Source organism: Thalassomonas actiniarum, assembly GCF_000948975.2.
Classification (GTDB): domain Bacteria; phylum Pseudomonadota; class Gammaproteobacteria; order Enterobacterales; family Alteromonadaceae; genus Thalassomonas; species Thalassomonas actiniarum.
In genome coordinates, this window is the sequence record NZ_CP059735.1 from 6,401,638 (window position 1) to 6,415,008 (window position 13,371).

Annotated in this window: 10 protein-coding genes; 5 read left to right on the forward strand and 5 right to left on the reverse strand. The window is 51.0% G+C overall.

All coding sequences use genetic code 11. The annotated features are described in order from the left end of the window. Positions 1–59: 59 nt before the first annotated feature. Positions 60–1,742, reverse strand: a complete 1,683-nt coding sequence (gene ilvG, locus SG35_RS27865) for an acetolactate synthase 2 catalytic subunit (protein WP_044834482.1) — start codon at positions 1,740–1,742, stop codon at positions 60–62. Positions 1,743–2,304: 562 nt separating this feature from the next. Between ilvG and SG35_RS27870 the strand changes: the two genes are divergently transcribed. Beyond that, complete coding sequence (locus SG35_RS27870; RefSeq protein WP_044834354.1) at positions 2,305–3,828, forward strand: YifB family Mg chelatase-like AAA ATPase; 1,524 nt, start codon at positions 2,305–2,307, stop codon at positions 3,826–3,828. A 305-nt stretch (positions 3,829–4,133) separates the two neighbouring features. Here the strand turns inward: SG35_RS27870 and ilvY are convergent, their stop codons facing one another. Further along, positions 4,134–5,012: an HTH-type transcriptional activator IlvY gene (gene ilvY, locus SG35_RS27875; protein ID WP_044834355.1), complete on the reverse strand. Its 879-nt coding sequence runs from the start codon at positions 5,010–5,012 to the stop codon at positions 4,134–4,136. A 193-nt stretch (positions 5,013–5,205) separates the two neighbouring features. Between ilvY and ilvC the strand changes: the two genes are divergently transcribed. Further along, positions 5,206–6,687 carry a ketol-acid reductoisomerase gene (gene ilvC / locus SG35_RS27880; RefSeq protein ID WP_044834356.1) on the forward strand — a complete coding sequence of 494 codons (1,482 nt, stop codon included), beginning with the start codon at positions 5,206–5,208 and terminating at the stop codon, positions 6,685–6,687. Positions 6,688–6,816: 129 nt separating this feature from the next. Here ilvC and SG35_RS27885 read toward each other — a convergent pair whose 3' ends face one another. Continuing rightward, positions 6,817–8,079 carry a glutamate-5-semialdehyde dehydrogenase gene (locus SG35_RS27885; protein WP_044834357.1) on the reverse strand — a complete coding sequence of 421 codons (1,263 nt, stop codon included), beginning with the start codon at positions 8,077–8,079 and terminating at the stop codon, positions 6,817–6,819. Positions 8,080–8,093: 14 nt separating this feature from the next. After that, complete coding sequence (proB, locus tag SG35_RS27890) at positions 8,094–9,206, reverse strand: glutamate 5-kinase (protein ID WP_044834358.1); 1,113 nt, start codon at positions 9,204–9,206, stop codon at positions 8,094–8,096. A 542-nt stretch (positions 9,207–9,748) separates the two neighbouring features. On the opposite strand from proB, the gene SG35_RS27895 reads away from it, so the two are divergent. Together SG35_RS27895 and SG35_RS27900 are read left to right on the forward strand one after the other, a co-directional pair. Further along, on the forward strand, positions 9,749–10,693 hold the full coding sequence (locus tag SG35_RS27895; RefSeq protein ID WP_044834360.1) for an acyltransferase: 945 nt from the start codon (positions 9,749–9,751) through the stop codon (positions 10,691–10,693). Between the two features lie 49 nt (positions 10,694–10,742). Next, positions 10,743–11,999, forward strand: coding sequence for a mechanosensitive ion channel family protein (locus SG35_RS27900; protein ID WP_044834361.1), 1,257 nt, complete (start codon positions 10,743–10,745; stop codon positions 11,997–11,999). Between the two features lie 38 nt (positions 12,000–12,037). Here SG35_RS27900 and tesB read toward each other — a convergent pair whose 3' ends face one another. Further along, positions 12,038–12,895 (reverse strand): acyl-CoA thioesterase II, encoded by an 858-nt coding sequence (gene tesB / locus SG35_RS27905; protein WP_044834362.1) that lies wholly within the window; start codon positions 12,893–12,895, stop codon positions 12,038–12,040. Between the two features lie 218 nt (positions 12,896–13,113). Here tesB and SG35_RS27910 point away from each other — a divergent pair, with 218 nt between their 5' ends. Beyond that, the gene (locus tag SG35_RS27910; protein ID WP_236702642.1) at positions 13,114–13,365 is read left to right on the forward strand and encodes a hypothetical protein; all 252 of its coding nucleotides are present in this window, start codon (positions 13,114–13,116) and stop codon (positions 13,363–13,365) included. Positions 13,366–13,371 lie beyond the last annotated feature (6 nt).

Genomic DNA, 13,371 nt, shown 5'->3' on the forward strand with positions numbered 1-13,371 from the left:
AAAGGTATTAGCAGGTGTTAAGGCCACAAAGGCCGGTATTTGCAATAAGTTCCTGTTCATCAATGACTCTCCATCATGTCGTCATTGGCGGTTTCCGGCGGTACCAGCGGCCAGACATTGTCACTGGCAGAAATTTTCACCTGCAGCAGATAAGCACCGTCATGGCTAAGCATTTCTTCGATGGCAGCAGATATTTCACTTTTTTTGCTGATCGCCCTGGCCTTGATATCAAAGGCACTTGCCAGGGTGACAAAATCCGGATTATCCGATAAATCGGTTTCGCTGTATCTCTGTTCAAAAAACAGCTGTTGCCACTGGCGCACCATGCCCAGCTTGGCATTGTCGATCAGCACTATTTTCACCGGCAGACCATAACGTTTGATGGTGGAAAGCTCCTGGACATTCATCATAAAAGAGCCGTCGCCGGAAACGGCTATCACAGTATCCTGCGCCCGGCTGACCTGGGCGCCGATTGCCGCCGGTATACCAAAGCCCATGGCGCCCTGGCCGCCGCTGGTTAAAAAGTTACTCGGCCGGGAAAAAGCCATATGCTGCGCACTCCACATCTGGTGCTGGCCGACATCTGTGGTCACCACAGTATTTTCCGGCATGACCCGGGATACCTGGTTTAAAAAAGCCGGGGCAAAGATCCCCTCACCGGGATGATCATAATTCCAGCCAAAACTATCCTTCATATGCAGGCATTGCGTGCGCCATGACTCGATTTCCAGCGGCAGGCAACAGGCGGGTAAATTCACCTTTAAATCTCCAAGCACCACGGCATCGGCAGCGCGCCGCTTGCTGATTTCCGCCGGGTCGATATCAAAGTGTATCACTTTGGCATCCGGGGCAAATTCCGCCAGTTTGCCGGTCACCCGGTCATCAAATCTTGCTCCTACCGCTACCAGCAAATCACATTGCTGTACCGCTAAATTGGCGGCCTTGGTGCCGTGCATGCCCAGCATGCCCAGGTATGTATCGGTTTTCGGATCGACTGCCCCCAACCCCTTTAAAGTAGAAACGCTTGGCATGCCGCTGACTTCGATAAATTCACGTAATTGTGCAACCGCACCCGCCATACCGACACCGCCGCCAACATACAATACCGGCTTTTTCGCCTGACTCAGCAACGCCAGGGCAGCACCGACATTGGCAGGTGCCTGACTGGCCTTGTCCGCCTGCTGCCCGGCTGTTTTTAACACAGCAAGACTGCCGCTTTTCCCGGTCACCGCCGCCAATTGGATATCCTTGGGAATATCCACCAACACCGGCCCCTGACGGCCCGACTGCGCCATATCAAAAGCCTGGTGCAACACATCTTCTAATTCGTTAACATCCTTCACCTGGAAACAGTGTTTGGTGCAGGCCAGCGACAAACCGATAATATCCACTTCCTGAAAAGCATCCGATCCCATGGCCTTGGTAGACACCTGGCCGGTAATGGCCACCACGGGAATGGAGTCCGACATGGCATCGGCAAGGCCGGTGATCAGGTTAGTCGCTCCCGGTCCCGAAGTGGCAAAACATACCCCGACCTTACCGGCAGCACGGGCATAACCGACGGCAGAAAACGCCGCCCCCTGCTCATGACGGCAAAGATAGTGTTTCACTTCACTGTCGTACAAGGCATCATAAATCGGCATAATCGCGCCCCCCGGATAGCCGAAAACGTCTTCGACCCCGTGTTGCTGCAGTACCTGAAATAATAAGGATGCGCCGGTGAGCTGTTGTTCGTTTGCCATTTTGCTTGCCATGTCAGTTGCCATAATATGCTTAAACTATTCACTTGTTATTCATCAATTTTTTAATGACCAAGTGTCCGCTGTTCACTCCAAAAAATAATCTTCATCTGCGTGTTATTGAATATTCAATTTGCGCCGCTAATCTTGCTGTTTGTACTTAAAACCTGCTTAGCCCTGCTGCCTCAATCGGGGCGGACATCCCGTCCCCTGTGATTTTCTTTGGCCCTGAAAGCAAAAAACCCCCGCTTCTTTCGAAACGGGGGTTTGGAATTCTGTATTTTGCTTTTCTTTAGCTCAACGAACACCCCCGCGACGATTTAATAATCACCACGACGAGAATGTTAATAATCACTAAGCTAAGGTTTTGCATGTTTATTTAATTTTTCCGAAAATTTATTTGCATCAATTGCATCTATTTAAATTAGTACCACAGCTTCACGGCGCCTAGCAAGCTTTTTTATTGTTCATTTTTAATTCGCTTAAAAATCAAGCGCCCGCATTCGCGAAACAACACACAAGAGCTACACTTGAATTTTAGGCTTGTGGCTAAAAATGGATTTTTATGACATTAGCATGTGTTTACAGCAGGGCGCGGTTGGGTCTTGAGTCACCCCAGGTGGCGGTTGAAGTCCATCTTGCCAACGGTTTGCCGGCCTTTAATATCGTCGGTTTGCCGGAAACCTCGGTCAAGGAAGCCAAAGACAGGGTACGCAGTGCGCTGATCAATTGCGGTTATGAATTTCCCGCCAGACGCATCACCATCAACCTCGCCCCGGCAGATTTACCCAAGGAAGGCGGTCGTTTTGATTTACCCATAGCCGTCGGCATCCTGGTGGCCTCGGATCAGTTGCCGATAACAGATTTACACCACTATGAATTTGCCGGGGAACTGGCGCTTTCCGGCGAAATCCGGCAAATTATCGGCGAAATTCCCCTGGCCATAGCGACAAAAAACCAGGGCAGGACCCTGTTTCTTCCCCGGAAAAATGCCCCCCAGGCAAGCTGGGTCAGAGACGTGAAAATTCATGCCCTGGACCATCTCACCCAGCTCTACCCCCATTTCCTGCGCCAGAGCCAGTTACCCCTGGTGGAAGCTAAAAAAGAGATCACGGCAACAGAAATCATCACAGAAGACATGGCGGATGTTATCGGTCAACCGCTGGCCAAAAGGGCCCTGGAAATTGCCGCCAGCGGCGCTCATAACCTGCTGTTTATCGGTCCCCCGGGCACGGGAAAAACCATGCTCGCCAGCCGCTTGCCCGGCATTTTGCCGTTAATGAGCGAAGAAGAAGCCCTGGCCGCCGCTGCAATCCAGTCCATCAGCCATCAGAGCATAGATGAGAGCTCCTGGCTCAGGCGACCGTTTCGCGCTCCCCACCACACGGCTTCGTCCGCCGCCCTGGTCGGCGGCGGCAGCCAGCCCAAGCCAGGGGAAATATCCCTGGCACATAACGGGGTGTTGTTTCTGGATGAATTACCGGAATTTGACCGCAAAGTACTGGATGTCTTACGCGAACCCATGGAGTCCGGCGAAGTCACCATCTCCCGGGCGCTGAGCAAACAAAGCTTTCCCGCCCGCTTTCAGCTGGTGGCGGCCATGAACCCCAGCCCGACGGGTTTTTACAATGATAACCGCAGCACCCCGGAGCAGGTATTGCGCTACCTGAACCGCTTATCCGGGCCTTTTTTGGACCGCATCGATATCCAGATTGAAGTGGCGCGCCTGCCGCGGGGGATCTGGTCCGCCGAAAATAAAACCAACGAAAACAGCCAGGTGATCCAGCAGCGGGTACAGGCTTGCCGTCAACGGCAAATCCAGCGCCAGGGGATCGCTAATGCCCACTTAACCAGCCCCCAGGTACGCCGCTACTGCCCGCTAAGCAAAGAGGACAATGATTTTCTCGAACTGGCGGTGGAAAAATTAGGTCTGTCCACCCGGGCGCATCATAAGATTTTAAAAATCGCCCGCACCCTGGCGGATATGGAAGCAAGTGAAAACATCAAACATGAGCACCTGATCGAAGCCCTGTCATACCGCGCTATGGACAGGTTATTACGTCACCTCACCGATGCCGTTTCCGTATAGAAACCTTTAGAAATCGCCCCTCACACCTGGCTGGCGGATATGGAAGCAAGTGAAAACATCAAACATGAGCACCTGATCGAAGCCCTGTCATACCGCGCCATGGACAGGTTATTACGCCACCTCACCGATGCCGTTTCCGTATAGAAACCTTTAGAAATCGCCCCTCACACCTGGCTGGCGGATATGGAAGCAAGTGAAAACATCAAACATGAGCACCTGATCGAAGCCCTGTCATACCGCGCTATGGACAGGTTATTACGTCACGATGCCGTTTCGGTATGACCCGGGTTTAGCGGCTGCGCATATTAACTGATGGCGTCAAAAAACGCCTTGATCAGCGGTTGCTGCCGTCTCTGGGTCAAACAGCAGACGCCAAGTTCAAACGGTTCAATGGCACCGGCCTTGGGCAGGTATTGCACCCTGTCTTTCACCGGACTGTTATCCACCACCACTTCTGGGGTTATGCCGACACCACAGCCCAGCGCCACCATACTCACCAGCGCCTCATGCCCGGAAACCGTGGCATAGATATTAGGTTTTCCCTGCTGTTTTTTCCGGTACCAGGACTCAAACCGCGACCGTGCCGGGCCGTGCTCGGGCAAAATAATCGGGATCTGCGACCAGTTTAACGCTGGCTGCTGCAACATCTGCTGCACGCTGCAGGCTATGGTCGGGGCAATGACCACCAGCGGAATTTGCGCCAGGTGGTGGAAATGAAAACGACCGGCCAATCTATCCGGCCGGGCGGCAATGGCAAAGTCCACCGCCTGCTGCTGGACCTGCTCCAGGGCATCTGAGGCATCCCCTGTGGTCAGCATGATTTCCACCAGCGGATGTTGCTGGCGAAAGCGATCCAGCAGCGGAGGCAAATGGCTGTAAGCAGCGGTGACCGAGCAGTAAATATGCAACTTGCCCTTAAGCTCCGCCTGTTTTTGGTTCAGGGTCAATTTCAACAACTGCCACTGTTCCAGCTGCTGGTCGACATAGTGCTTAAACTGCTCTCCGGCCTCGGTCAGGGCTACGGTCCTGTTGTCCCGGTGTAACAAGCTAGTGCCCAGGGATTCTTCCTGACGCTGTATCGTCCGGCTCAGGGTTGACGGACTGACATGAAAAGCCTCGGCCGTTTGCGCAAAGTGCAGGCTGTTGGCCAGGTGCTGAAACATTTGTAATGATTTTATATCCACAAACCCTCACAATTCAGGTGAAAAATTCCATAATCCCACGTTGCAAAAATCGCAACACTAAAATGCAAATATATCATTTTAAGCAACAAGAAGACTAGGTTATTATTTCTTTATCGTCAGCATACTGACCTATACTTTTTTGATTTAATTTGACGCTTTTCCGAAGAAACAGCGTCAAGCAGCGGAGACAAGCATGGCCAATTACTTTAATACTTTAAGTTTACGAGAAAAATTAGCTCAGCTGGGCAAATGTCGTTTTATGAAACGCGAAGAGTTTGCCGACGGCTGTAACTTTATCAAAGACTGGAACATAGTGATTGTCGGTTGCGGCGCCCAGGGCTTAAACCAGGGCCTGAACATGCGCGACTCCGGATTGAATATTTCCTACGCCCTGCGCGAAGCCGCCATCGCCGAGAAACGCCAGTCCTGGCAATGGGCGACAGAAAATGGCTTTACCGTCGGCACCTATGAAGAGCTGATCCCGCAGGCAGACTTAGTATTAAACCTGACCCCGGACAAGCAACATACCTCTGCCGTCAACGCAGTAATGCCGCTGATGAAACAGGGTGCCACCTTGTCCTATTCCCACGGTTTTAACATCGTCGAAGAAGGCATGCAGATCCGTCCGGACATCACGGTAGTGATGGTGGCGCCGAAGTGTCCGGGTACCGAAGTAAGGGAAGAATACAAACGCGGTTTTGGCGTACCGACCCTGATCGCGGTACACCCGGAAAATGATCCGCGCGGTGACGGCCTTGCGATTGCCAAAGCTTATGCCAGCGCTACCGGCGGCGACCGTGCCGGGGTATTGGAGTCTTCCTTTATCGCCGAAGTAAAATCCGATCTGATGGGCGAGCAAACCATTTTATGCGGCATGTTGCAAACCGCCGCTATCCTGGGCCACAAGCAGTTAGTAGCCAACGGAGTCGATGCCGGTTATGCCCGTAAATTACTGCAATACGGCCTGGAAACCACCACCGAAGGCCTGAAGCACGGCGGCATCACCAATATGATGGACCGCTTGTCCAACCCGGCAAAAATCAAGGCTTTTGATATGTCGGAAGAGTTGAAAGTCATCTTACGCCCGTTATTTGAAAAACATATGGACGACATTATCGAAGGCGAGTTTTCCAAAACCATGATGCAAGACTGGGCCAACGACGATGCCAATTTATTGAAGTGGCGCGCAGAAACGGCAGAAACCTCCTTTGAGCAGGCGCCTGACTGCGATACCGACATCAGCGAGCAGGAATATTACGACAAAGGCATTTTTGTGATTGCCATGATCAAGGCGGGTGTTGAACTTGCTTTTGAAGCTATGGTTGCCGCCGGTATCATAGACGAGTCTGCTTATTACGAGTCTTTACATGAAACTCCGCTGATCGCCAACTGTATTGCCCGTAACAAGCTGTACGAAATGAATGTTGTGATCTCAGATACCGCAGAATACGGTAACTACCTGTTCAGCCATGCGGCAGTACCTTTGCTGGAAGAGTTTGCCAGCAAGCTGACTTTGGAAGACTTAGGACAAGGCATCAGCGGCTCCAACGGCGTTGATAATGTCCGTCTGATCGAAGTTAATGAAGCCATCCGCAGCCATGGCGTTGAAACCATAGGTAAGGAATTACGCGGTTATATGACAGATATGAAACGTATCGTTGAAAGCGCTCAGTAAAGCATAAAAGTAAATGCTTAAATAAAAAGCCAGCTTTATAAGCTGGCTTTTTTTATACATAGCCTCCCGTCCTGAAATATCGGGGAAGGCAAAGAGCAGGTTTTATCTCTATTATTAACCTGCCCGGTTTTATTCCCGGATCTGGCCATCACCAAAGACCACAAACTTCTCTGTCGTTAAAGCTTCAAGCCCCATAGGGCCATAGGCATGTAACTTACTGGTAGAGATGCCAATCTCAGATCCCAATCCCAGCTGACCGCCGTCAGAAAAACGCGACGAAGCATTGATCATCACCACGGAAGAATTAATACGTTTGACAAACTGCTGCGCCCGGCTGTAGTCCTGGCTGACAATTACCTCGGTATGATCTGAGGTAAACTCATTGATATGACCGATAGCAGCATCAAAACTGTCCACCACCTTAACGGCAATTTCCTGCGCCAGGTATTCAGCATGATAGTCGTCATCCGTCGCCAGTTCGGCATCATCAAAATAAGCACGGCTAAGTTCACAGGCATGAATTTTCACCCGGGCAGGGGACAGCGCTTTAGCCGCCTCGGGCAAAAATGTCCCGGCAATATCCTGGTGCACCAACAGGGTTTCCAGGGCATTGCAGGCGCTGGGTTTCTGGGTTTTCCCGTTAACGAGAATAGCTACACCTTTATTGATATCGGCGTATTTATCAATGAATAAATGGCATACCCCTTTAAAATGCTGGATAACCGGAATGCGGCTGTTTTCAGTAACATAACGGATCAGGCCTTCACCGCCACGGGGGATCACCAGGTCGATACTTTGCGACTGTTTCAACAAGTCTTCGATCACGCCGCGGCTGGTATCCGGGATCACGGTCACGATATCTTGATGGATACCCCGTTGCTGCAGCACTTTGTGCAGGCACTGTGCCAGCGCCAGGTTACTGTGGATGGCTTCCGAGCCGCCGCGTAAAATCACGGCATTGCCGGATTTAATACACAAGGCCGCCGCCTCGGCAGTCACATTGGGTCGTGCTTCATAAATCATGGCAATGACCCCAAGCGGGATCGCCATCTTACCCACCTGCATGCCGTTGGGACGCAGGGCCAGATTACGGATATCCCCGACGGGATCGGTTAAGGTGACAATTTCCCGGATAGCCTCGGCAATATCCGCCACCCTTTGCTCCGTCAACAATAACCGGTCGAGCATGGCTGAGCTTAAGCCTTTCTCTTTACCGGCACTGATGTCTTTTTCATTTTCCTTTAGAATAGCAGCGGTATCGGCGACGATAGCCGCGGCAATATCCGTTAACAGGGCATTTTTTTCAGCGGTTGTTAACTGGGCCACCACCCGGCTCGCGGCTTTAGCCTGCCCGGCCGCCACAGCAATATCAAAATTTTTATTTTCAGTCATCTTCTTTACCCGTTTTAGTTAGCCGTTTTTGTCAGCACCACCATATCGTCCCTGTGTATTACCACCTTGCTCGGACAAAAGCCCAGCAGCTGATAAATTTGATCGCTTTTTTGCCCCTTGATCTGTTGCAGATCCCTGTGGCCATACTGACAAATCCCTTTGGCGATCACTTCGCCGCTATCGGCATTGACGATTTCCAGCGAGGCGCCGGCGACAAACTCTCCGAGCACCTCCAGGATACCGGAAGGCAATAATGACGCACCTTTCTCGGAAACCGCATTCACCGCCCCCAAATCCACCAACACCTGGCCGTCACTTTTCAAGGTATGTTTAAGCCAATGCTTCCTGGCTTTGGTTACCCCCTGGCTGGCAATAAAATGCGTACCGGGATTTTCCCCTTTGAGCAGCTGCTCAAAGACGTCACTTTTGGTGCCGTTGATAATATAAGTGTCGATACCGTTTTCCACGGCTTTTTCCGCCGCCTGAATTTTGGTTTGCATACCGCCGGTGGCAAGATGGTTTTTTGTTCCCCCGGCCATGGCATAAATTTGCGGCGTGATTGCTGTTATTTCCGGCAACATGTTCGCATCATCATGGCTGCGGGGGTCTTTATCGAATACCCCGTCGACATCGCTTAAAATCAACAGCCTGTCCGCTTCGCTGACCAGGGCCACCAGCGCCGCCAGGTTATCGTTATCCCCGACCTTAAGTTCATCTGTGGCCACGGTATCATTTTCATTGACCACAGGGATGACATGGTTTTCCAGTAAGATGCGCAGGGTATTTTTGATATTGATATACCTTTGCCTGTCTTTTAAATCGCCGTGGGTGATCAGCAGCTGGCTGCAGGGCACATCAAAAAACCTTTGCCAGTTGGCCATCATCTGCATCTGGCCGACCGCCGCCATGGCCTGCTTGGTGGGAATAGAGGGGACCGGGGAGCCGTGCTGGATCAACTTGCGCCCGGCGGCAACACTGCCGGACGAGACTAAAATCACTTCTTTACCAGCCTGGTGGCACTGGGTAATAAACCGGGCAATTGCCAGTAAATATTTACCGCTACACCCCTTGGCATCCGGCGCAACCAGGGCACTGCCGACTTTAATCACCACACGGTTAAAATTCATTACTTCCCCCTCAAATCAGTTACCCTAAGAATGACCCGAAAACAGGGTGATTTGCAATCAACTTTTCACGGTTTTTTCAACAAAAAGTCGATTTTTACACCTTTGAGCGTATTTTGACGAAATTAGCGCTTTTTTAACCGCTTGCCGGTAAAAATAACCCGGTGCAAAACTCAGTTAACCACGAAATAGCTGTTATTTTACCCGGGGCAGACAGCGGGCATTTTCGGGAAAAATCGAAGAACAACAGCTCATTTCTAGATATTAACAAGATGTTTACCTGCTTTTGTACTCAAGCGGGTATTATTAACAAAAGCGCTAAACACTCAGAAAGAAAAGAACTTGATCCGCTTAAAGAAAATCCCTCAGAAAATAATTTATTTAGCGGTAGACACCCGGGATATGATAAATTAGCCTTTGAACAAATGCTCAATATTCAGTGACGCCCTTGTTGAAAACCGCTGTCACCGGATAGACAGTAACTATCGCACCTTGATGTGCGAACCTTTAACTTTTTAACAGCTGACAACTAAACCTGAATCGATATGTTAAATTTTCTTCCCGGCCCGATAAAAGCAACTTTTGCCTTTCTGCTCTACGTGGTAAACACCTTATTCTGGTTATGCCCGATCATTGTTTTTTCCTTTCTGAAGGCGCTGATCCCGCTGCCGTTATGGCAGAAAGTTTTCAGCTATTTACTCGACCAGATGGCCAGCAACTGGGTGGCGGTCAATACCCTTAACCAGAAGCTGTTCAGCAAAACCGAGTTTGTCGTTACCGGCAGCGAAAACCTGACTATGCAGGACTGGTACCTGGTGCTGAGCAACCACCAAAGCTGGGTGGATATCCTGGTATTACAGCGCCTGTTACACGGCAAGATCCCTTTCCTGAAATTTTTCCTGAAAAAAGAGCTTATCTATGTCCCCTTTTTAGGCCTGGCCTGGTGGGCGCTGGACTTTCCTTTTATGAAGCGCTACAGCCAGAGCTTTTTAAAAAAACACCCCGAGCTTAAAGGCAAAGACATAGAAACCACCCGCAAGGCCTGTGAAAAATTCAAACACAAACCGGTCAGCGTGATGAACTTTATCGAAGGCACCCGCTACACCCCGGCCAAACACAGCAAACAGCAATCCAAGTTCCAGCACCTGCTAAGGCCTAAAGCCGGCGGCATTGCTTTTGTGCTCGAAGCCATGGGGCAGCACCTGACCAAAGTTGTCAATGTGACTATCCATTACCCCGAGGGGATCCCCAGCTTTTTGGACTTTATCTCCGGCCGGGTCAATAAAGTTGTCGTCGCCATAGATATCATTCCCATAGAAAGCTCAATGATCGGCGATTACTTTAATGACAGGCAATTTAAAATCAGTTTCCAGCAATGGGTCAATCAGTTATGGCTGGAAAAAGATAAGACCTTAACGGCAATGACTGAGCAGCACAGGGAGAAATGCTCATCACAAGAGACGATTTCCAAGGAAAACCCTGTAAGTTAACCTGGCATAAAGTCGCCGGGAAAATGCCCGCGCCTGGGGAAGCAAACATATGCATGAAGTATTAACAATGTGGCTGGCGGACAAAGGCGTCAGCCATGCCTACCTGCCTCTCACCGTCCTGCTTGGCGGCAGCGGGCTTATTCTGCTGATATCCGCCATCGGCTACTACCTGGCCAAACACCAGGTACTGGTGCTGGTGCACAAACTTGTGCTCGGTACCCGCAACAGCTGGGATGATCTGCTGATCGAGCATCAGGTATTCTCCCGCATCGCCCTGCTGGTACCCTTTTTGTTATTGCTGTTCCTGACCCCGGTTTTCTTGCCCCCGGATGAGCTCTACAGCCGCTTCTTACAGGTAGCGGCCAAATGTGCCATCAGCTTCCAGGTCGCTTTTTGTATCAGCGCCTTGCTTAATGTCATCAAAACCTTGTACCTGCAGAGCTCCCGGGAACGCTACCTGCCGTTTAATGCCACCATACAGGTGCTTAAACTTATCGTTTACCTGGTCGCCTCCATCCTGGCCATTTCCTTTATCCTCGAACGCTCCCCCCTTTACCTGCTCAGCGGCCTGGGGGCATTAACCGCGGTATTGCTGCTGATTTTTCAGGATACCATTAAAGGCCTGGTGGCGAGCATACAAATATCGGCAAACCGCATGGTCGCTCCCGGCGACTGGATAGAGGTGCCGCAATACGGCGCCGACGGCGATGTGCTGGAGATTGGCCTGATCACGGTCAAGGTTCAAAATTTTGATAAGACCATCACCACTATACCCACCTATGCCTTAACCAGCGGTTCCTTTAAAAACTGGCGCGACATGTACCATTCCGGCGGGCGGCGCATCAAGCGCGCCATCTGGATTGATATTTCCAGCATAGATTTTTGCAGCCCGCAGCAAATCAACGGTTTCAGTGATATTGTGCTGCTTAAAGATTATCTGGCCGAAAAACGTCAGCAGCTATCCCACAGCAACCAGGCGGCCGGAGTGAATCAGGAGGATAAGGTCAACAGCCGCCAGCTCACCAATATCGGCACCTTCCGCGCCTATATCCAGGCTTACCTGAAACAACATAGCCAGGTACACCCGCAGATGACCTGCATGGTGCGCCAGCTGCCCGCCGAAGGTGCGGGATTGCCGCTGGAATTATATTTTTTCAGCAAAGAACAGGCCTGGGTCAGCTACGAGGGCATCCAGGCCGATATCTTTGATCATTTATATGCCATGGCGCCCCACTTTGGTTTGCGTATTTTCCAGCACCCGACCGGCTTTGACTGGCAGCAGGGCAAAGCACGTTTTCCCGAATAAAAGTCTCCCGGAGAAACATCTCCGGGAAAACACAGTCATTAACGCTGGCGGATCACCCCTTCCTGCATAGTGGACGCCACCAATTCTCCCTGGCGGTTAAAGATCTGTCCTTTCACTAACCCACGGCCGTTGCTGGCCGACGGGCTTTGCATGTCATAAAGCAGCCAGTCATCAAACCGGAACGGGCGATGGAACCACATGGCATGATCTATGGTTGCAATCTGAAAATCAGGCTGCCAATGGCTGACGCCGTGGGGAAATAAGGCGGTGGGTAAAAAATGAAAATCGGACGCATAAGCCAGCATATAGGTATGAATGCGCAAGTCGTCCGGCATAGGGCCGCTGGTTTTGATCCATACCGGGGAGCTGCTGTCGGCTTTTTCCGGCTTCAGCCAGTTATAGGGATGTACCGGCCTGATCTCTATCGGTTTCTCTGCCAAAAACAGTCCGCGGATAGGCTCAGGGATCGCCAGCTGATGCTGATGAATAAAATCACCGTATGAAGCAAGCCCTTCCGGGCCCGGCACCTGGGGCATCACATCCTGGTGGTCAAAACCGTTTTCACTGAGCTGGAAGGAAGCCGTCATATAAAAAATGGCTTTACCGTTTTGGATCGCCTTGACCCGGCGGGTACTGAAACTGGCGCCGTCGCGGATATTTTCAACTTCATACAGCACAGGTTTTTTTGCATCACCCGGACGCAGGAAATACGAATGCAGGGAGTGCACAAAACGATCGGCGGCCACCGTTTCCTGTGCTGCCGACAATGCCTGCCCCATCACCTGGCCGCCAAACAGGGCGCGAAATCCCAGATCCTGGCTTTGCCCGCGATACCATCCCTGCTCTATGACTTCCAACTTTAACAATGCCAGTAAATCATCTAATACCTGACTCATATCAGTTCACATAGTTGTTCAAACGATAAGTTATTATACGTAGCGACATAACAGATACCAAATAGATTCCTTTGCCCGTTATCGGCAAACCGGCTCAGGCTAAGATTACCGGCTTGTAGAATTATCAGACAATTTGTTATACTGGGCTTATCTTCGGGCTAATTTTACTCGTTGTCTGATATAAAATAAGTAAGCGCTAAACACCAATGGAGAAGTACGTGCAGGAATTCGCAAGGGATACATTATTAGAAAGAAGACATCACTCCCCTGATAAGTCAATGCTGTGGGACAAGCTGACCTTAGCGCAGAAGTTTGCCGCCAGCAGCCTGACCCAATTCGGCTATGATCTGGCTTTTATCCGCTGCAGCCGTGCCGGCAACCTGGCGGTACTCATGTGTAACCGGGAGGCTGCCACCATCACCGCCGACGGCGATATCGATACCCGGCCAAAGATCACTATCCGGACTTAACCAAGC